The sequence below is a fragment of the Maricaulis maris genome, from assembly GCF_003634045.1.
GTDB lineage: Bacteria > Pseudomonadota > Alphaproteobacteria > Caulobacterales > Maricaulaceae > Maricaulis > Maricaulis maris.
This window is the reverse complement of sequence record NZ_RBIM01000004.1, coordinates 412,859-432,788: the sequence shown is the minus strand read 5'-3', so window position 1 is coordinate 432,788 and position 19,930 is coordinate 412,859. Positions and strand designations below refer to the sequence as shown.

At 64.5% G+C, this 19,930-nt stretch carries 21 protein-coding genes; 1 reads left to right on the top strand and 20 read right to left on the bottom strand.

Going from position 1 to position 19,930, the window contains the following annotated elements; all coding sequences use genetic code 11:
• Nucleotides 1–22 precede the first annotated feature (22 nt).
• The 14 genes from rimP to C7435_RS10590 form a co-directional block, all read right to left on the bottom strand.
• Nucleotides 23–559 carry a ribosome maturation factor RimP gene (rimP, locus tag C7435_RS10655; RefSeq protein ID WP_075190251.1) on the bottom strand — a complete coding sequence of 179 codons (537 nt, stop codon included), beginning with the start codon at nucleotides 557–559 and terminating at the stop codon, nucleotides 23–25.
• Nucleotides 560–698: 139 nt separating this feature from the next.
• Nucleotides 699–1,382: a tRNA (guanosine(46)-N7)-methyltransferase TrmB gene (trmB, locus tag C7435_RS10650; RefSeq protein WP_233350749.1), complete on the bottom strand. Its 684-nt coding sequence runs from the start codon at nucleotides 1,380–1,382 to the stop codon at nucleotides 699–701.
• 59 nt (nucleotides 1,383–1,441) lie between these two features.
• Complete coding sequence (locus C7435_RS10645; protein ID WP_121211366.1) at nucleotides 1,442–1,861, bottom strand: helix-turn-helix domain-containing protein; 420 nt, start codon at nucleotides 1,859–1,861, stop codon at nucleotides 1,442–1,444.
• An 86-nt stretch (nucleotides 1,862–1,947) separates the two neighbouring features.
• Complete coding sequence (gene lnt, locus C7435_RS10640; RefSeq protein ID WP_121211364.1) at nucleotides 1,948–3,561, bottom strand: apolipoprotein N-acyltransferase; 1,614 nt, start codon at nucleotides 3,559–3,561, stop codon at nucleotides 1,948–1,950.
• Nucleotides 3,561–4,454 carry a CBS domain-containing protein gene (locus tag C7435_RS10635; RefSeq protein ID WP_121211362.1) on the bottom strand — a complete coding sequence of 298 codons (894 nt, stop codon included), beginning with the start codon at nucleotides 4,452–4,454 and terminating at the stop codon, nucleotides 3,561–3,563. Before C7435_RS10635 ends, lnt begins: the two co-directional genes overlap by 1 nt.
• On the bottom strand, nucleotides 4,451–4,933 hold the full coding sequence (gene ybeY / locus C7435_RS10630; RefSeq protein WP_075190247.1) for an rRNA maturation RNase YbeY: 483 nt from the start codon (nucleotides 4,931–4,933) through the stop codon (nucleotides 4,451–4,453). Before ybeY ends, C7435_RS10635 begins: the two co-directional genes overlap by 4 nt.
• On the bottom strand, nucleotides 4,930–5,964 hold the full coding sequence (locus C7435_RS10625; RefSeq protein WP_121211361.1) for a PhoH family protein: 1,035 nt from the start codon (nucleotides 5,962–5,964) through the stop codon (nucleotides 4,930–4,932). The genes ybeY and C7435_RS10625 overlap by 4 nt, the downstream gene beginning before the upstream one ends.
• The gene (gene miaB / locus C7435_RS10620) at nucleotides 5,961–7,331 is read right to left on the bottom strand and encodes a tRNA (N6-isopentenyl adenosine(37)-C2)-methylthiotransferase MiaB (protein WP_121211359.1); all 1,371 of its coding nucleotides are present in this window, start codon (nucleotides 7,329–7,331) and stop codon (nucleotides 5,961–5,963) included. The genes C7435_RS10625 and miaB overlap by 4 nt, the downstream gene beginning before the upstream one ends.
• Before the next feature lie 107 nt (nucleotides 7,332–7,438).
• Nucleotides 7,439–8,743 (bottom strand): TCR/Tet family MFS transporter, encoded by a 1,305-nt coding sequence (locus C7435_RS10615; protein WP_121211356.1) that lies wholly within the window; start codon nucleotides 8,741–8,743, stop codon nucleotides 7,439–7,441.
• A gap of 35 nt (nucleotides 8,744–8,778) precedes the next feature.
• Nucleotides 8,779–9,198 (bottom strand): Fur family transcriptional regulator, encoded by a 420-nt coding sequence (locus C7435_RS10610; RefSeq protein ID WP_121211447.1) that lies wholly within the window; start codon nucleotides 9,196–9,198, stop codon nucleotides 8,779–8,781.
• Nucleotides 9,199–9,235: 37 nt separating this feature from the next.
• Nucleotides 9,236–9,697, bottom strand: a complete 462-nt coding sequence (locus C7435_RS10605; protein ID WP_121211355.1) for a GNAT family N-acetyltransferase — start codon at nucleotides 9,695–9,697, stop codon at nucleotides 9,236–9,238.
• Complete coding sequence (tsaB, locus tag C7435_RS10600) at nucleotides 9,694–10,344, bottom strand: tRNA (adenosine(37)-N6)-threonylcarbamoyltransferase complex dimerization subunit type 1 TsaB (RefSeq protein ID WP_233350748.1); 651 nt, start codon at nucleotides 10,342–10,344, stop codon at nucleotides 9,694–9,696. The genes C7435_RS10605 and tsaB overlap by 4 nt, the downstream gene beginning before the upstream one ends.
• A gap of 68 nt (nucleotides 10,345–10,412) precedes the next feature.
• The gene (locus tag C7435_RS17325; protein ID WP_075190243.1) at nucleotides 10,413–10,976 is read right to left on the bottom strand and encodes a NifU family protein; all 564 of its coding nucleotides are present in this window, start codon (nucleotides 10,974–10,976) and stop codon (nucleotides 10,413–10,415) included.
• 68 nt (nucleotides 10,977–11,044) lie between these two features.
• Complete coding sequence (locus C7435_RS10590) at nucleotides 11,045–11,521, bottom strand: universal stress protein (RefSeq protein WP_075190242.1); 477 nt, start codon at nucleotides 11,519–11,521, stop codon at nucleotides 11,045–11,047.
• A 72-nt stretch (nucleotides 11,522–11,593) separates the two neighbouring features.
• On the opposite strand from C7435_RS10590, the gene C7435_RS10585 reads away from it, so the two are divergent.
• Nucleotides 11,594–12,226: a hypothetical protein gene (locus C7435_RS10585; RefSeq protein ID WP_121211353.1), complete on the top strand. Its 633-nt coding sequence runs from the start codon at nucleotides 11,594–11,596 to the stop codon at nucleotides 12,224–12,226.
• A 49-nt stretch (nucleotides 12,227–12,275) separates the two neighbouring features.
• Here the strand turns inward: C7435_RS10585 and C7435_RS10580 are convergent, their stop codons facing one another.
• The 6 genes from C7435_RS10580 to glnD all read right to left on the bottom strand — a co-directional run bounded on the left by C7435_RS10580 (nucleotide 12,276) and on the right by glnD (nucleotide 19,901).
• Nucleotides 12,276–12,827, bottom strand: coding sequence for a copper chaperone PCu(A)C (locus C7435_RS10580; protein WP_170150430.1), 552 nt, complete (start codon nucleotides 12,825–12,827; stop codon nucleotides 12,276–12,278).
• A 28-nt stretch (nucleotides 12,828–12,855) separates the two neighbouring features.
• The gene (locus C7435_RS10575; protein WP_121211349.1) at nucleotides 12,856–13,926 is read right to left on the bottom strand and encodes a transporter family protein; all 1,071 of its coding nucleotides are present in this window, start codon (nucleotides 13,924–13,926) and stop codon (nucleotides 12,856–12,858) included.
• 55 nt (nucleotides 13,927–13,981) lie between these two features.
• On the bottom strand, nucleotides 13,982–14,386 hold the full coding sequence (locus C7435_RS10570) for a hypothetical protein (RefSeq protein ID WP_121211347.1): 405 nt from the start codon (nucleotides 14,384–14,386) through the stop codon (nucleotides 13,982–13,984).
• Nucleotides 14,387–14,435: 49 nt separating this feature from the next.
• Nucleotides 14,436–15,473, bottom strand: coding sequence for a tryptophan--tRNA ligase (trpS, locus tag C7435_RS10565; protein WP_121211345.1), 1,038 nt, complete (start codon nucleotides 15,471–15,473; stop codon nucleotides 14,436–14,438).
• A gap of 61 nt (nucleotides 15,474–15,534) precedes the next feature.
• On the bottom strand, nucleotides 15,535–17,079 hold the full coding sequence (gene murJ, locus C7435_RS10560; protein ID WP_121211344.1) for a murein biosynthesis integral membrane protein MurJ: 1,545 nt from the start codon (nucleotides 17,077–17,079) through the stop codon (nucleotides 15,535–15,537).
• Nucleotides 17,080–17,090: 11 nt separating this feature from the next.
• Nucleotides 17,091–19,901 (bottom strand): [protein-PII] uridylyltransferase, encoded by a 2,811-nt coding sequence (gene glnD, locus C7435_RS10555; RefSeq protein WP_121211342.1) that lies wholly within the window; start codon nucleotides 19,899–19,901, stop codon nucleotides 17,091–17,093.
• Nucleotides 19,902–19,930 lie beyond the last annotated feature (29 nt).

Here is a 19,930-nt window from a genome sequence, read left to right as displayed (position 1 = left end):
CCCGTTGCGTTGAAAAGCGACATTATTCGTCTCCTTCAGTCGTCGCGGCGCCACGGCCCCGCGCTTTCAAATCCGCCTCGATCAAGGCGTCTGTCAAAACCAGTTTGGCCTCAACGATCCAGTCGAACGGGATCATCGTGGTGTCGTCCTCGCCTTCCATGTCGAGCCCGACATTATCATCTTCAACCCCGGCCAGAATGCCGCGGAAGCGCTTGCGGCCCTCGGCGAGGCGATCGAGTTCGATCTTGGCCTCATTGCCTTCCCAGCGCGCAAAATGCGCCAGCGTGGTCAGCGGGCGATCAATCCCCGGCGAGGAGACTTCCAGGTCGTATTCCCCGGCAATCGGATCCTCGACCTCGAACACGTCGGACAAGCCGCGTGACAAGCGGGCGCAATCCTCGACCTCGATACCGCTGCCATCGGCGCGGTCGGCCATGATCTGCAGGCGGGCACGCTTGCCCGACATGATGCGCACGCGCACGATCTCGAGCGCGAGCTCGGCAGCCACCGGCTCGGCGAGGGCGAGGATGCGGTCATCCTGAGGCGATTTTGTCTTCAAGGCGCGGGCCCCGGGGTCTGCAGAAACAAAAAGAGCGGCCGCCGTGGGCGACCGCTCGAATGTATCATCCGATACAATCGAACTTGTAAGAAGTCGCCTTGTACTCCGTACGGCGCGACTTGGCAAGACGGGCGCGCGGTCAGCGCCGCACGAAATCCATGAAGACCGGCGCGCAGTCGCCAAGGTTTTTTGTCTCGTAGCGGGTGGTGATGTGATCGTCAGGCGCGCGGGTCCAGTCTGCAGAGGTCTCGGCCTGCCAGACAAATCGTGCGTCGCCGGTCAGCTCGATCATGCAGTGATCGGCATAGGATTTGACGTCGGTCGCGATCCGCAGCCGCCCGCCGGGCTTGAGCAGGCGGGCGAACTGGTCGCGCGTCTCCGGCTGCACGAAGCGTCGCTTGGCATGCCGCTTCTTGTGCCATGGGTCCGGAAAGAGAAGGAAAATCCGGTCGAGACAGGCGCTCTCGAAACGCGGCAGGACTTCGCGGGCATCGGCCCGGGCCAGGCGGACATTAGTCAATTCCTGCGCGTCAAGGGCGGTCAATGCCTTGGCGACCCCGTTCAGGAAGGGTTCGATGCCGATAAAACCGGTCTCCGGGTGGGCCGCCGCCTGGGCGGCCAGGTGCTCACCACCACCAAAGCCGATCTCGAGCGCCTGGGTCCGGCAATCCGGCATCAGAGCCGCCGGGTCGATCACCCCGTCTTCCGGCAGTCCGATGCGCGGCAGCAGATTGTCGACCAGGCCCTGTTGGCGCGCCGACAGGGGCTTTCCCTGGGCGCGTCCGAACAGGCGGAAGGCAGGCGTTTCAGGCGTCTCAGTCATCATGGGAGGCGGGTTTAGCGGGTTCCGGACGGGCTTGCACCGGGAAAGTCAGCGGCACATCACGTCTTGGCAGGATCGTCAGTCGCCAGCGTGCGCACCAGCTCCAGCACGCGCCGACGCACTTTCGCATCCGTGATGCGGGAAAAGGACTCCGCCAGCGACACCCCGTCCGAACTCTGGATGAAATCATAGACGATCGGCGTCTGGTCGCCCTCGGCCATGCCGGTCGCGCCGGACTGCTCCGCCAGACCATCGAAAAAGAACTGGACCGGCACTTCCAGCACGCTGGACAGCCGGTACAACCGGCTCGCCCCGACCCGGTTGGCGCCGCGCTCATACTTCTGAACCTGCTGGAAGGTGACACCGAGTTCATCGCCCAGCTTTTCCTGGCTCATCTTGAGCAATTGCCGGCGTAGCCGGATGCGTGAGCCGACATGGATGTCGATCGGATTGGGGCCACGCGGATTTACCTTCGGCATTGAGTCACCTCGTTGGGATTGGGCCAAAGTGCAGATCAGAACGGTAATTTAGCACAACCAAAGGGATGCGTACCAATCAACTCATCTCACGGCTGCACATCATCGGCTGCGTGGACCTGCCGGAAACGCTGCCAGGACATGCCGAGCAGGACCAGGACGCAGAAGGCGAGGAAAGGCGTGTCACCCCAAAAGGAATAGGGTGTGCGCTCAAGTCGGCCCGGCAGCGCGACATCGCGCACGCCTTCGCCGCTTGGCTCCATTGCGACACGCGCCCGGCCGAGCGCATCGACCACGCCGGACACGCCCAGCGCCGCCGAGCGCACCATCGGAAGCCCGCTTTCAATACTGCGATAGCTGGCCTGGTTGAAATGCTGACGCGGACCTGCGGTCGGGCCGAACCAGGCATCGTTGGACAAATTGTAGAGCCAATGGGCCCGCGTATCAGCCGAACGGACGAAGCCGGGAAAGATCGACTCGTAACAGATCAGCGGCAGCATGTCCGGCGCGCCGGGGATTTCCAGTACATTGGCCCCCGGCCCGGGGCTGAACTCATAGCGCGCAAGATCCTGTAACGCCTCGATTCCGGTCATCGCCATCAGCCCGGACAGCGGTGTGAATTCGCCAAACGGGGTCAGCCGCACCTTATCGTAGAGCGCGGCAATGCGCGGTGTGCCCGACTGGTAACGCAAGGCCGCCAGCGTGTTGTAATAGCCCAGCTCACCGCCGTCGGACGCGCGCCGGTTGACGCCCGCGAGCAAGACCTGCCCGCTGTCCAGAACATCGCCGATCCGCGCCAGCGTCGCGCCGTCTTCCAGCATGAAGGTCGGCAGGGCGCCCTCCGGCCAGACGACATGGGTCACCGTTTCGATGCCGGGGCGGGCGGTCAGCGCGAGATAGCGGTCGCGGGTCAGTTCGGCACCGCCAGCAGCCCATTTCTGCGCCTGGGGAATGCCGGCCTGGACGAGGCGGATCGACACGCCCGGCACATCGTCAGGCGCCGAGGCGGCGAGCCGGATGGCGCCGGTCGCCAGTACGATCATGGACAGGCCCAGCGCCGCGAAGGCCGGCAAGCTGCGCGCCAGTTCCAGCCGCGGCGCAATGGCCAGTACAGGCGCGGTGAGCACGAAAATCGTCAGCAGGCTGAGACCATAGACGCCGAACCAGGACGCCGTCTGGCTGACCAGTCCGCCGGCCGGCCAGACATAGGCGGGCAGGTTCCAGGGCAGGCCCCCGAGAAGATGGCCGCGCGCCCATTCGGCAAAGGCGAGGGCCGCCGCGAACACCAGAACCCGCCAGACGGAGCGCGGCGCCAGTGCGCAATGGATCACCGCGCCGAGCCCCCAGAAAACGGCCATCAGCGCCGCCAGTCCTATCAGCCCGACCGGGGCCAGGAATTCTACGCCATTGCCGCGGGTCAAGAAGGCATAGACGATCCACGCCATGCCGGCGATGAAATAGCCAAAACCGAACAGGAAACCGCGCAGGAAAGCGCTGCGCAGCGGTCGGTCGAAACGGCGCGAGCCATCCAGTGCCGCGAACAGGACCCACAGCCCGATCATCAGGGCGGGCACGATGTGCAAGGGTGCGACCGCGAGTGCACTGAACAGGCCGGCCACGAAAAGCGCGATCCGCGGGCGCCATCCGGACCGCGTTGCCAGCCAGGTTCGCGGCCACCAGACCAGGAGGTGGAGCCGCCGCATCAGCCTGCGTCCGTGGCGTCCGTGGCCTCTGGCCCGGCCGGCTTGGGCCGCTTGTGCGGTGCCCGCACCCGCATGCGCTTGATCCGTCGCGTATCTGCCTCGATCACTTCAAACTCATAGCCGGTCGGGTGACGGATCACCTCGCCGCGCTCGGGGACCCGGCCGATCAGGGTGAAGACCAGACCGCCGAGACTGTCGACATCCTCGTCCTCGTCCTCGGCGGCGATCTCCTCGCCGACCACCGCTTCAAAGGCGTCGATCTCGGCCCGCGCCTCGACATCCCAGACACCGGGGCCACGCGAGCGGATGGCCGGCGTTTCCTCGTCGTCATGCTCGTCTTCGATATCGCCGACGATCGGCTCGATCAGGTCTTCCAGCGTCACCAGCCCGTCCGTGCCGCCATATTCGTCGACCACAAGGGCCAAATGCATGCGTCGGCCCTGCATGCGGCGCAGAAGGTCTAGCGCCTTCATCGACGGCGGCGCGAACAATAATGGGCGACCAATGGACGGCAGAACCTGTTTCTGGGCCCAGCCAGCCGGGCGCTTGCCCGACGAACCCGGCGCCAGATGGCTGACCACGTCCTTGATGTGGACCACACCGACCGGATCATCGAGCGTGTCGCGATAGATCGGCAGGCGCGAATGCGCGGCCTCGGCGAAGATCTTGGCCAGCTGCCCCAGCGGCGTCGACACGTCGACACCGACGATATCAGCCCGCGGCACCATCACGTCAGCCACACGCAGCTTGTCCAGCGCATCGGCTTCGATGGAATTGTGAACCGGGCCCGACGCGATCGCGCTGCCACCGGAAACGGAAGATGACGCGCCACCGAACAGGCGCGCGAACCAGGATCGACTGTCAGGGTCAGAAGGGGCGGATATATCGGTCATTCAGCGTGCGGGTCGGAACCCGAATCCTCATTGGCATAGGGGTCGGCAACGCCCAATCGGGCAAGGGCGCGGCGCTCGATCATTTCCATGAGTTCGGCCTCGTCATCACCCTGGTGATCATAGCCCTGCAGATGCAGGAATCCATGGATGATCAGGTGGCGCAGATGATCGGCCGGGTCGATGGCGCGCGCTGCCGCTTCGCGGGCCACAACGCCGTGCGCCAGCGCGATATCGCCGAGATGATTGTCGGCATGCTCGCCGGAGGGAAATGACAGGACATTGGTCGGCCCGTCCTTGCCGCGGAACTGCACATTCATCGCCGCAATCGCCGCGTCACTGCCGAGCAGGACAGCGACCACACCCGGTGCGCGATCCGGCAATTCGGCACAGGCAGCACGGATCGCCTCCTCGGCGAGGCGTGTCTTGCCCTGCAGCGATGACCAGGCGTCATCTTCGACAATCAGATCAACGGCGTTCATCGCGGTTGCGCGGGGCCTGTCCGACCGCGCGCATCTTCCTCATAGGCTTCGACAATACGGGCCACGAGATCGTGGCGCACCACATCAACGCGCGAAAAGCGCGTAATGGCAACACCTTTGGTGTTGGCCAGGATATCCAGCGCATGCGGCAGGCCGGACGGATCACGTGGATTGAGGTCGCACTGGCTGGGGTCGCCGGTCACCGCCATGCGCGATCCTTCACCGAGGCGTGTCAGCACCATCTGCATCTGGGCTCGCGACGTGTTCTGGGCTTCATCAACGATCACAAAGGCCCGGTTGAGCGTGCGACCGCGCATGAAGGCGATCGGCGCGACCTCGATCCGGCCGTCCTCGCGCATTTTCTCCAGCTGGCTGCGTCCCAGCGTATCGGCCAGCGCGTCCCAGACCGGCAGCAGATAGGGATCAACCTTCTCATTGAGGTCACCGGGCAGGAAGCCGAGCTTTTCGCCCGCCTCGACCGCCGGCCGGGTGATGATCAACTTCTCGACCTTGCGCTGGATCAGCATCGAAGCGCCATAGGCCACGGCCAGCAAGGTCTTGCCGGTGCCGGCCGGACCGACGCCGAAGATCAGGTCATAGGCTTTTTCATTTTTCAGGGACCGCACATAGGCACGCTGGCCTTCGGTGCGGGCGATCAGGCTGGAACCGCGCGGCACGCGGATCACACCATCATCGACGAGACCCGGCGTCGCCTCGTCATCCTGCAGGCGCAGGGCGGCACGCACCGCCGCCTCGTCGCAGGTCAATCCGTGTTCGAGACTGCCATAGAGGCGCTTGAGCACCCGCTTGGCCTCGTCGCGCGCGCTATTGTCCTCGGCCGTGATCACCACTTGCCCGCGACCGGGCGCGCTGATCGAAACGCTCAGATCCTGCTCGATGAGCATGAAAAAGCGGTCACCGGCACCGGCCATGCCGCGCAGGCGTTCAACATCCTCGAAATAAAGGCTTTCCGAGGCCGCTTTGCGGGGTTTGGCGGCTCGCTTGCGAGCCGGGGGACGCGATGCGGTCACGCGGCACTCCGTTTGGTCCCGACCAGGCGCCCGGACAGGGCGTTGCGGGAGGCGGTTTCAATCGCGACCTCGGCGATCTGGCCGATCAGCTCGGCGGGACCGTCGACATGCACGGATTGCAGATAGGGGCTGCGGCCATGCAACTGGCCGTCGAGCCGGCCGGGTTTTTCAAACAGGACCGGCAGGGTCTTGCCGATCATGCTCTCATTGAAGGCAACCTGCTGGCTGTCGAGCAAGGCCTGAAGCGCGGCGAGGCGCTGCGATTTCACACCCTCATCAATCTGGTTGAACATCGCCGCACCCGGCGTTCCGGGGCGCTTGGAGTATTTGAACGAGAAGCAGGAGGCGTAATTGACCTGGCGCACCAGCTCCATCGTTGCCTCGAAATCCGCATCGGTTTCACCCGGGAAGCCGACAATCATGTCACCGGAAATCGCGATGTCCGGGCGCACTTCGCGCAGGCGGGCGATCGTGGCGAGATAATCGGCCGCCACATGCTGACGGTTCATGGCTTTCAGGATCGTGTCCGAACCCGACTGCACCGGCAGGTGGAAATAGGGCATCAGCTTGGGCGTATCGGCGAAGGCCTGGATCAGGTCCTCATCCATGTCGCGCGGATGCGAGGTGGTGAAGCGGATGCGCTCTATCCCGCCGATCAGCGCAACATGGCGCACCAGCTGGCCGAGGCCCCAGGCGCCGTCGGCCTCGCGACCGCTTGGCGGAGCACCGTGAAACGCGTTGACGTTCTGGCCCAGCAGCGTGACTTCACGAATGCCCTTGGCGGCAAGGGCGCGGATTTCGGCGATGATCTGGTCCACCGGGCGCGACCATTCCGCGCCGCGCGTATAGGGCACGACACAAAAGGTGCAGAATTTGTCGCAACCTTCCTGCACCGTCACAAAGGCCGAATAACCCTCGACCTGGCGGTCGCTGCCAAGCTTGTCGAACTTGTCCTCGACCTCGAACTCGGTATCCAGCGCCTCGCCCTTGGCACGGTGGGCCTGGGCAATCAGCTCGGGCAGCTTGTGATAGGTCTGCGGGCCAACGACCAGGTCGACAACCGGGGCGCGGCGCATGATCTCGGCGCCTTCGGCCTGGGCGACACAGCCGGCGACGGCAATTGTCATCCCGCCCGAGGCGGCCTTCTCGTCCTTCAGCGGACGCAGGCGGCCCAGCTCGGAATAGACTTTCTCGGCCGCCTTCTCGCGGATATGGCAGGTATTGAGGATGACAAGGTCGGCCCCATCCGGCGTGTCCGACGACTCATAACCAAGCGGCGTCAGAACGTCCTTCATCCGTTCGGAATCATAGACATTCATCTGACAGCCATAGGTCTTGATGAAGAGGCGTTTGCGCGTCGTACTCATGAATTCTGCCAGTTTGCCACACACAGTCCACACTGTCCCTATCGACCAGCGGGTCGCGGGAAGGCGCGGGTTATGCTTGAAATCCCCTTGCCCCGCAAGGGGTGCGCCTAATCAGCCGGTGGCATCGGGCCGGAACCGACGGGTGCGTTCGCGGCCGGACTGACCGCCGGGACCACCGCTGCAGCGTCCGGCTTGGGATCATGCTTGCGGGCCCGCAGCCCGACCAGCAATGCCAGGAATGTCAGGACCGCGGCGAGATAGAAGGGTGCGCCGGGCAGGTAGACCGGCGCGGTGTCGCCGGAGAAATACTTGAACGCCCGCGACATCAAAAGCGGCCCGACCACCATGGACAGGCTCTGCAGGCTGGTCATCGCGCCTTGCAATTCGCCCTGCGCATTGGCCGGCACCTGGCGCGACATCACCCCTTGCAGGGCCGGCTGTCCGATACCGCCGATCGCCGCGACGCAAATCACCACATAGACCATCCAGCCCTCGGTCACGAGGCCATAGGCCGTATAGGCCGCAACCGCGATGCTGAGCGAAATGATGATGGCCCGCCACTCGCCGAGCTTGGGAACAAGAATCCGCGTCAGCCCGCCCTGGACGATGGCGGCGGTCAGTCCGACCACCATCAGTGACAGGCCGACATCGGCTTCACTCCAGCCGAATTTGAAGGTCGAGTAGTAGGACCAGATCGCCGGATAAACGGCATGTCCGAACAGCATCAGGAAAACCGCGCCCATCAACACCAGGGCAACCGGATAGTGACGCATCTGATAGATCGACCCGAACGGGTTCGCCCGCCGCCAGTCAAAACCGCGCCGGTTCTCCGGCTTGAGTGTCTCCGGCAGCACCAGGAGACCATAGACAAGGTTCAATCCGGCCAAGGCCGCGGCCGCGAAAAACGGCGCGCGCGGACCAAACCATTCGCCGAGAAAACCGCCGATCGCCGGCCCGACAATGAAGCCGATCCCGAACGCCGCGCCGATCATGCCGAAACGGCCGGCACGCTGTTCCGGCGGCGTGATGTCGGCGATGAAAGCATTGGCGGTCGAATAGCTGGCGCCGAAAATGCCGGCGAGAACCCGGCCGGCCAACAACAGCCAGAAGACCGGCGCAAAGCCCATGATCAGATAGTCAATGGTAAAACCGGCGAGCGCGGCCAGCAGCACCGGCTTGCGGCCAAAACGGTCTGACAGCCCGCCGACAATCGGCGCGAAGAAAAACTGCATGCCGGCATAGCTGGCCATCAACCAGCCGCCCATCACCGCAGATTCATTGGCATCCAGACCGGTAAGCTCGTGCAGAAGCGACGGCATGACCGGGATGATCAAACCAAAGCCGATCATGTCGATCAGCACGGTCACGAAAATGAAAATGATCGCGTGTTTGCCGGGCGTGCGCGCGGACATGGCCTCTCCTCGAAACCCGACGATGGGTGGCGCGCTTAGTCCTCGGCGCTCTTGAGGGGAACGCCGTAGAGTTCGAGCCGGTGATCGACAAGCTTGTAGCCCAGCTTGCGGGCAATCGCCTCTTGCAGGCGCTCGATCTCTTCATTGACGAATTCGATGACTTCACCGGATTTCAGGTCGATGAGGTGATCATGGTGTTCATCGCCGACCTCTTCGTAACGGGACCGTCCATCGCGAAAGTCATGGCGCTCGATGATGCCGGCCTCCTCGAACAGGCGGACCGTCCGGTAGACCGTTGCCAGCGAGATGCGCGGATCCTCGTCGGACGCGCGACGGTGCAATTCTTCGGCATCGGGATGGTCGTCTGACTGCGACAACACGCAGGCAATGACCCGGCGCTGATCCGTCATACGCAGGCCCTTGGCAATGCAAAGTTTCTCGATCCGGTCCGGCATGATCATTCCCCTATCGGTCCTGTCGAGAAATAGGCGCTCACGGGGCGGTCTGTCCATCTTTGCGCAGCCATTTTTCAAGGACGAGCGCATCGCTGCCATCGCGGTAATAGGCGGGGCGGCGGGCAATTTCAGTGTATCCGGCTGCCAGGTACAGGGCTTGCGCACCCGGATTACAGGTGGAAACCTCCAGAAATATCCGCGCAATACCCGTGTCGGACAGACGATCTTCGCCCACCGCCAGAACCCGTTCTGCCAGGCCTCGGCGCCGATGATCAGGGTCTGTCGCGAGAGTCAGCAATTCGGCTTCGTCAGCGGCGCTGCGAAACAGGGCCATGGCGATGAAGCCGGTGCCCTTGCTGCTGGCCAGCGCCATGCATCCGGGCAGGTTGAGCAGGGAGGCGATCTCCGCCGCAGACCAGCCGGCGGCAAAACAGCGGGCGTGCAGATCCGCCAGACGCGCTGCGCTCGACGCTTGGACGGTTTCGACCTTGTCGCTCACGCCGGCAACACGCCGCCCGGCAGTTTGGCATCAGGCGGTCTGGCGTAAAACGGGGTGGGCGGGTGTCCGGACGGATCCAGCTCACCCGTCATCGCCAGCAGCACGGCCGGGTCGAGCGTCGTGATGCCGAGATCGGAAAAGCCGTCCGGCAATCGCGCAGCGCCCGAACCCGTGACCTTGCAGCCGGATCCGGCAAGGGCCTCGATGCGGGCCGGCAGATCCGCGACGGGACAACGCTCGGGCGGCCCCGCCTCGCCCTGCGTCCAGAGTTGAAGGATCACCTCGCCGCGCTTGGCATCATGCAAGACTGCGAGTGCCGGTTGCGGGCCGGCTTGCCGTGCCAGGACCGCGAGATTGGGGATGCCGATGCAGCGTGCGCCGCAGGCCAGCGCCAGACCGCGCGCGAATGCCACCCCGACACGTGTGCCCGCGAAACTGCCCGGACCGATCGTCACGCCGATCCGCGCGATCTCGGTCGGTGCCGCCCCGGTATCGGCAAGTATCTGCTCGACCATCGGCGCCAGTCGCTCGGCATGACCGCGCCCGATACGGTCGCTCAGGACCTGGGTCGTCCCGCCATCCAGGCGCAGGGCCACGGTGCAGTTTTCACCGGTCGTATCGATTGCCAGCCACATCATGGCAGCCATTTAGTCGATATTCGCCGCCAGGTCGAAGCCCGGGCACCGTGCCCGCAGCCATGTCCCGTTCAGACGCCCTATTCCACCGCCTCGACGGCCTGGATTTCCGGAATGTAGTGCTTGAGCAAATTCTCGATGCCGGATTTCAGCGTCATTGTGGATGACGGACAACCGGAACACGCCCCGCGCATCTTCAAGCGCACAATGCCGCCGTCGGAAATATAGGAATGGAAGAGGATGTCGCCGCCATCCTGGGCGACCGCCGGGCGGACCCGGGTGTCGATCAGCTCGATGATTTCCTTGACCAGGCTCTCATCCTCGCCGGCATAGGCCGCATGGCCGCTCTCGGTGACGGCGTCGCCAAGCAGGGGACGCCCCGATTGCAGCCCGTCCATGATCGCGCCGAGCAGGAAGGGTTTGATATGATCCCACTCATAGGCGTCGGTCTTGGTGATGGCGATGAAATCCTCACCGAAAAACACGCCCGACACGCCATCGACCAGAAAGAGGTCAGCCGCGAGCGGCGCATCAGCGGCATCCTCTTCGCTTTCAAACTCGCGCGGGCCGTCCGGCGCGATTTCGCGGCCGGGCAGGAATTTCAGCGTGTTCGGATTCGGCGTGGCTTCGGTCTGGATGAACATGGCAGGGCCTCCTGACGCTCACTTGGCGCTCTTTCGCCCGCCATTCAACCACACTCGTGCTAGGGTTTTCAGACGAGCGCGTCGATCTCGGCTTCGTCCATATCACCCGGAACAACCGTCACCGGGACGGCGCGGCCTGAAAACAGACCCTTGCCGCGGGCCAAGGCCGTCACCAGCGGGCCGGGACCCTCGCCATTGGCCGACGCCGCGAGAACCAGCAGGGAGATCAGCGGATCTTCTTCGAGCAATTCGGACAGGACCTGACGGCGATCGCCTTCACGCAGAAACAGTTCCGGACGCTCGCCGGTCACCGCTTCGGCGTCTTCCGCCATCGACTCCAGCAGGGTCTCGGCGGCCGATTCGGCCTCCCGCTTGGCGGTTTCCGCAACGCCGATCCAATGGCTGAAATCACCCGGTTCATGCGTGGCAAGAATGGCAACATGCGCGCCCGTCGCCTGGGCCCGGCGGGCGGCAAAATAGAGTGCGGTTCGGCACTCGGTGCTGTCGTCCGCGACGACGAGAAACTTGCGCGTGCTATGCGGCATGACGCGAGTTTGGCGCCTGCCGCACGACACGTCCAGCAATTCATGCTAACCCCCGCAGCGAAAGGGAAATTTATGGACACTGCGACATTGATCGACCGCCGCAATGCCGGGACACCGCTGCGCAATTTCTCCGTGGATTCGCAAGCGATCACGTGGCGCGACGGGGAGGACGGCCCGCAACACAGCCTGGCGCTGGCCGATGTCCGGCAAGTGCGACTGGCGGTCGAAATGGCCGGCCAGAACAGTCAGGTCGTGTGCCGTGTCAGTGCCTCCGACGGCCGCGAGATCGCGTTCGGGTCGATGCGCTGGGCCGGGATCGGCCAGTGGGAGGCCAATGCCCGCGATTTTCGCGATTTCCTGCGGGCGCTGCATGTCGGCCTCGACGACCAGGCGGGGCCGATCCGCTATGTTGAAGGTGCGTCGATGGCCTTCCTCGCGGTCATGACGGCGCTGGGTGGCGGGCTGGCGCTGATCGGTGCCGGCTTCTTCGTCAAGCTCTTCCTGGTCGATGAAAACGCCATCGGACTGGTGCTGATCCCGGCGATCGCGCTCGGTGTCTGGCTGATGCGCCTGTTCTGGCCGAGGGCCGCCAAAAACTATGACCCGGCAACCTACACAACGCCGCTGGAGGGCGAGAAATCGAGTTCCAGCACCGGTCCCGACGCGGAGCTGGCAGGAAACGAGGGTTCGGTAACCTCTCGTTAACCCTGCCGGGCCCGCGCCGGTCCGTCAGCCAAATGCGGCTGCCACACCGTCATTCGCCGGCATGGGTCTCCGGTGCCGCATTGCGCACCTCAAAAACGACCGGAACCTCGCCCGAGCGCTCGAAAACCAGCACGCCACGAGCCTGATCACCCTCCACGACCGGGGCCAAGCCGTGCACCATCAGGTGAAGCCCACCCGGTGCGAAGCGCAGCGATCCGGTATCGACCAGGTCCTGCGGCGGTACCGGGCGCATCCGCATCATCCCCTGCTCATCCATGGTGTGCCCGTGCATCTCGACACGCTCGGCGCCGTCGATGCGCGCCGATAGCAGCCGATCGGCATGGCCCTCGGACAGGGTCGCGGTGAAGTAGGCTGCCGTGACGTCGCGTCCCTGCGGATGCGGGCGCATCCAGGCAGAGCGCACCTCGACTACCGGCACGACGCCATCGTCCGGCAGGGGGGTGATATCGGCAGTGCCAGCGTGCATGTCGCCAGCATGGTGATCGCCCGCATCATGGTGGGTGTCTTCGCTGGCATTGTCTGACGCGCCACAAGCGGGGAGCGCGGCGGCCAACAGCGAGACCGGAATAAGGTGTTTCATCATCATGTCCTCGAAAAAGAGGGGGGCGCTAATGCGCGCCGCCCCAAGCGTATTGCCATCCAAGCGTCAGGGTCCAGTCTGCGGACATCTGCACGCCGTTGAGATCCTCGTGCAGCGGCGAGGCGAGCTCCGCCGCAAAGCGTTGGCCGCGCAGGGCTCCGCTCTGGCCGACCCAATTTGCCGCTAGGGCCGCGGTGACCCGCTCACCGCCATGGAAGTCCGGATTGGCGGTCTGGACCGGTGCCACAATCCGCGCGTCAGAACCATTGATCGTACCGCGCGTACGTCCCTCGAGCCGGCCGAAGAAGGCCCAGGCCGGTGCCGGCGACCACCCCATCCAGCCGGTGAGCTGGGCCTCGTCACCCAGCCGGTAGCCGGCATCATTGTCGTCGATACGGAAAACCGCGCTCGCTTGACCGCCCCAGCTCCAGTGACCCGTCTGGTGTCGCAGCGTGGCGCCGACGATTGGATCTACCGTGCCGGATCCGAGCTGCATGGGATAGGGCAGGGTCAGGGTCGGCATGGTGTTCATCGGCGTGAGCACGCGCGCGGCCTCGTCGATTGACCCGGTCGGCAGCGACAGGCCGGCCTGGATATGCAGGCGGGTCGGACCGGCGTCGATGATATCGACCAGGGCAGACAGTTTTACGTCGCCAAAGCCCGAGCTGCGTGCCGTGAATTGGCCAAGTTCGTCACTGCCCATCATGCCGGCGAAGGTGACATGGCTCATCTCGTTTTCCAGCCACGGCAACATCGCCATCAGCGTCACCCGGTCGCTCGGCGCATACATGACGCCAAGCATGTGCATGTTCATCGTCATCGATGTCGGCACCACACGCAGCATGGCGGGCGGCCCATTCACATTGCCGATACGGGTGGCAATCGTGTCCGGGCCAATCGGGTCCGTGCCCAGCCGATTGCCGTCCATTTCCATCCGCATGAAGCGATAGGACAGCATCCACTCGCCCTTGGCATGGGTGTGGTCACCCATCACCCCGATCGGAGCGTGGGCGTCGGCGCGGATGGCATCCGGGTCATGCGCCAGGGCAGGCGCGGTCAGGGCGAACGCCATCGCGCCCGCTACAAGTTTGATTTTCATGGTTGTCTCGCAAAGCGGCCGGACCTGTGGTCCGGCGTGTGGATCTCAAACGGTGTCAGATGAGATCGATGCGAGGCGGAGCCCGTGGTTCGGGCCGCAAGGTCCGGACGGCGGCGAAGGGCACCGTTTGAACGGCCACGGTGGACGGCTGAGCCCGGGCAGCGGGAACTGGCGCATGCGACAGCGTCGGCACCGACAGGGCCAGCGGCGGGCACGACAAGCAGTCGTCACACGACATTGGCAGTGTTGCGTCGCGCGGCGCACCGGCCCCGGCAAGCTGAGACAGGATGGCCAGATTGGCGGCATCCGCGTCAGAAATCGACGACCGGACCTGACCGGCGCACAACAGCCAGCCATTATCGCCGGAGACACGCTCCATCGCTTCCGCCGCAAAGGGGAAGATGGCGCTCCAGGCAATGACCAGGGCAAGCAGCGCTGAACGCAGGCGGTCAAATATCATGCGAACCGTCTAGATCAACAGGTGCGACAATACGAGTGCGGCAAAAAGCCTACCCCCAGAAACCGACGATCTTCTTGGTCTCGGCGACGACCGGCTGGGCGACCGCGCGGGCCCGCTCGGCCCCCTTTGCCAGGATGCGGTCGATCTCGGCCTTGTCGGAGATCAGGCGACGGTACTCGTCAGAGATCGGGGCAAGATACTCGACCGCGACGTCCGCCAGCGCCGGCTTGAAAGCGCCGAACCCCTGGCCGCCGAACTCACCGAGCACCTCAGCCTTGGTCTGGTTGGTGAGCGCTGCGTAAATGCCGACCAGGTTGGACGCTTCCGCCCGCCCCTCAAGCTCCTCGACCGTGGCCGGAAGCGGTTCCGGATCGGTCTTGGCCTTCTTGATTTTGCGCGCAATCATGTCGGCATCGTCTTCCAGATTGATGCGGGAATTGTCGGAGACATCCGATTTCGACATTTTCGACGTCCCGTCTCGCAGGCTCATGATGCGGGCGCCCGGGCCTTGAATGACGGGCTCGGTGATCGGGAAGATCGCTTCGCCCTTGCCGTAGTCACGATTGAAGCGGGCGGCGATATCCCGGCACAGTTCAAGATGCTGCTTCTGATCCTCGCCGACCGGCACTTCGGTCGCCTTGTAGACGAGGATGTCGGCGGCCTGCAGCACCGGATAGGTGAACAGCCCGACCGAGGCCCGTTCCTTATCCTTGCCGGCCTTGTCCTTGAACTGCGTCATCCGCTCGAGCCAGCCGAGCCGGGCGACGCAATTGAAAATCCAGGCCAGCTCGGCATGCGCCGGGACCGCCGACTGGGCGAAGATCGTGCTCTTCTCAGGATCAACCCCTGCGGCGATATAGGCGGCAGCAGCGGAGCGAACCGTATCCGGCAGGGTCGCCGGATCATGCGGCATGGTGATCGCATGCATGTCGACAATGAAGTAAAAACACTCCCGCGTCGGGTCTTCCTGCAACGCGACCCAATTCTTCAGCGCACCGAGATAATTGCCGAGATGAAGGCGACCGGTCGGCTGCATGCCGGACAGGACGCGTTGCGGACCTTTGTAATCGGTGGGCGTGTCACTCATGGGAGGGCCTTGCGGGTAAGACGGACAGGGACATGCCTCTTAGCGAGCGCAGGCGATTGCCTCAAGAGCGCTTGAGCGCCGCGCGCACCTCGGCCGGACGCAGCGCACCGGTCGTGAGCGCCGCCAACCCGTACACACCCAGCCCTGCCCCGCACACAACGAGAAGGGTCAGCAGCGTTGAATCGAACAGGATCGCCCGCAAGAGCTCGGCATAGTGTTCGGCGACCAGCAGGAAAACCGCCATGACCGCGCAGGCACCGAGAATGCGCGGCAGCTTGCCCAGAAGACGCGCATCCGGCTCAAGCAGGCCGCGCCGTTTCAGGGTGACCGCTAGCAGGATGGTGTTGACCCATCCTGCCAGCGCCGTCGCCATGGCGAGCCCGGCAAAGCCCAGCGGCCCGAAAAACAGTGCCAGGCCGACGGCCAGGTTCACAACCACGCCGACTGTCGCGAACTTCATCGGCGTCAGCGTGTCCTCACGGGCGAAGAAGCCGGGCGACAGCACCTTGATCAGTACGAAGGCCGGCAGGCCGATGGCAAACGGCACCAAGGCCTGGCTCACCATGATCGCATCGGCGGGCGTGAATTCACTGCGCTGGTAGATGCCGGTGGCCACGAAGACCGGGATGACGGCCAGCGCCGTCGCCGCGGGCAAGGTCAGGGCCATGGAAATCTCCAGTGCCCGGTTCATCGCATTCGACGCCGCCTCGACGGCGCCGGCACGGACCCGCCCGCTGAGCGTCGGCAACAACACCACGCCCATGGCAATCCCGACCACGCCAAGCGGCAATTGATAAAGCCGGTCGGCATAATAGAGCCAGGATCGTGCCCCCTCTTCGATGGTGGCGATGGATGAGGTCACCAGGATGTTGATCTGGGTCACCCCGGCAGCAAGGGCGCCCGGCACGCCCAGCACGATCAGGCGCCGAATTCCGGGAGACAGGCGCGGCAAACACAGGCTCAGGCGCAAGCCGGTGGCGCGGCACGCGGCGAACAACCAGGTCAATTGCGCGATGCCGGACAGGCTGATCCCGATCGCCAGATGCAACGCCAGACCTTCGCCCCCGGCCGGCGAAAAATAGAGAATGCCGATCAGGGTCAGGTTCAGCAGCACCGGTGCCGCCGCCGCGACCGCGAACCGGCCGTGCGAGTTAAGCACGCCGCTGAGCATCGCGCTCAACGACATCATCAACAGATAGGGCATGGTGATCTGGGTCAGCAGCACCGCCAGCTGATACTGGTCCGGCTGTCCGACGAAGCCGGGCCCCAGCGCATACATCAACCAGGGCATCAACAATTGCGCCGCGACGACAAGGACCAGCATAGCCGTCAGCAGGACAGACATGACCTGGCGGGCAAACTGGATGGCTTCTCCGGCCTCGCCGGTCTCCAACTTGCCGGCATAGAGCGGGATGAAGGCGGAGTTGAACGCACCTTCCGCAAATATACGTCTGAAAAGATTGGGGAACTGAAAAGCTGTCAGGAATATGTCAGTAACAGCGCCCGCCCCCAGAGCCGCCGCCAGCAGCATCTCCCGCACCAGGCCAAGGACCCGGCTCGCCATGGTCAGAACGCCGACAACGGCCGTGGATCGAAGCAGATGCATCTGAACCCCTTTTACCGCAACACGCTCGCCCGGGCCCGGGCGATACCGCGTTGGGCCGCTTTCTTGTCGAAGGCGGTTTCGCTTTCGGAAAAGACCGCCAGCAACCCGCTTTGCACACGCTCGACAATCGCCGCATCGACCAGTTTTTCGCCGCGATGGGTGACATAGAACACGTCCGTCGCCCGCTCGCCATAACCATCGATCTGGGCTGAAGTAAGGGCGAGGTGTTCGTCGGCGAGGATGTCGGCAAGGTCGGCCAGCAGGCCCGGCCGGTCGCGCCCCGACGCTTCGATCACGGTCGCCTGCTCGGCGATCTCGTTGGAAATCGTCACATTCGGTGTCACCCGGAAAGCCGCGTCCCGGCGCTTGAGCGGCGCCGCCGGACGCCGCCTGACCGTGACCTCACCGGTTGCCACTTCGCGCAGATACTCAACCAGGGCCTGGCGCTGTACGGCATCATGCCGGCCATAGGGCTGGCCGGCGGCATCCTGGATGTAGAAGATGTCAAACACCTGATGCGACGCCGTGGTGTTGATGGTGGCCCCGACCACATCAGCGCCAACCTCGGCGAAGGCGGCGACGATATCGGCAAACACTCGCTCCCGGTCCGGCGACCAGATCATGACCTCGGTGGCCGCCCGACGCCGGTCAACACGCACCGCCGCCGAAGTCTGGCGGGCGCCATTGCGGGCATGGCGCACGAACGCGGCGTGGCGGAAGCGGTCTTCTTCCGAAAAGGCCGTCCAATAGGCGTCATTCAGCTCGGCGGTCCACCAGGCGGCAAAGTCCGGATTGACCCGTTCGAGGCGGGGCCGGATCCGGCTGCGGGCCAATTCCGCCTTGTCGGCAAGGGTTTCGCGCGCCAGTTGGAGATTGTCGCCATCACTCGACAAGACCTGCTCGGTCGCCGTGTAGAGTTCGCGAATGAGCTGGCCTTTCCAGCCATTCCAGACACCGGGGCCGACGGCCCGAATGTCAACAACTGTCAGGACGGTGAGCAGACGCAGCCGCTCAACCGTGCCAATGGCGGCCGCAAAGTCCGCCACTGTGCGCGGATCTGACAGGTCGCGCCGCTGCGCCGTATCGCTCATCAGGAGATGCGAGGCGATCAGCCAGGACACCAGTTCGGTCTCGGCCTCACCCACACCCATGCGTTCACAGGCCGTCAGCGCCCGCGCGGCGCCTTCGATACACTGGTCCCCGGCCCCCTTGCCGGTATCATGCAACAGGACAGCCAGATGCAGGGCCCGGCGATTCTGGATCAGCGGCGCCAGCTTGGTCGCCAGCGGGTGATCAAGCGGATGCAGCCCGTCCTCGATCTCGCGCAGGAGGCCAAGCGCCTGCAGCGTGTGCTCATCGACGGTATAGCGGTGATACATGTTGAACTGGGTGCGCGCGACAATGTCCCCGAACTCGGGCAGATAACGCCCCAACACCCCGGCCTCGGTCATCATCCGCAACACCGCCATCGGCGCCGCACTGTCCAGCAAAACCGCAAAAAAGGCCCGCGCCGCGCGCGGGGCTCGGCGGAAATCATCATCGATCAGATGCAGCGTCCGGCCGATCCGGGCCACGGCCTCGGGATGAAGGTCGAGGCGCCGCGACGCCGCCACATGGAAAAAGCGCATCAAGCGGATCGGGTCTTCGCGGATCTGGGTGGCGTGGGCAAAGTCGAGCCGCCCTTCGCGGACGATGAATTCACCGACATCGGCGTCCTCGGCGGCGTCCATGCCGGGCGGCAAAAAGCGCGCCAACCCTTTCGGCTTGGACTTCCAGGCATCGGCCTCCAGCTTGGCGCAGACGAGACGGGTCAGGGCGCCGACATCCATGGCGGTGCGGAAATAGCGGCGCATGAAGCGTTCGACGCCGCTCTCGGTATCGCCATCCTCAAAGCCCATGCGGGCGGCAATCTCGGGCTGGACATCAAAGGTCAGGCGTTCATCCTTGCCGCCGGCCAGCTGGTGCAGGTGAAACCGCACCGTCCACAAAAAATCATCGGCGAGAATGTATTTCGACACATCCTCGACCGAGAGCAGGCGGCTGCCGACCCAGCGCTCGAAAGCGTCGGCGCCATAGAGGAACTGCGCCAGCCAGCGCATCAGTTGCAAATCGCGCAGCCCACCCTTGCCGGATTTCAGATTGGGTTCGACCGTGTAGCGCGACCGCCCGGCCTTCTCGATCCGGGCGTCTCGCTCGCGCAGCTTGGCCTCGACGAAAGCCGGCAGGTCACCGGCCACGACTTCGTCGCGAAAACGCTGGGCCAGGGTCGCGGTCGCCGCTTCTTCGCCGGCAAGATGACGCAGCGACAACAGGGCCGTGCGCTCGGACGCATCCTCGCTGGTCAGCGCGATGGTCTCGTCCATTGTGCGACAGGCACCGCCGCCGACATCAATCTTGAGGTCCCAGAGCGCATAGAGAAATTGCTGCAGGAAGGCGTCGGTCAGCTCACTCGGCGCATCCGGCTTGATCAGCATCAGATCAATATCCGACGAGGGTGCCAGTTCGCCGGCGCCAAACCCGCCCTGGGCACACAGCGCCACGCCGGCCGACCCGTCCGGGTCTGCGGCGGCCATCGAGTCAAACAAGGCATGCAGGCACGCGCTCATCCCGTCGGACAGAAGATGTGCCGCGACCGCCCCACCGCCGGCACCGGACAGGCTGGCAAAGGCCTGGCCGCGGAACCGGTCAATCGAGGCGCGAACATGGCTCAGGGCCGATGCTCGCGCAGCCGGCGAGTCCCAGCCTTGCTGGGCCAGGGCAGCCGCCAGTTGCGCCCGCAATTGCAGACCATCCAGCGAAGCAGGCAGAACGGGCATCTTCATCGTGGGACCAATCTAGTTTACCGCGGGAC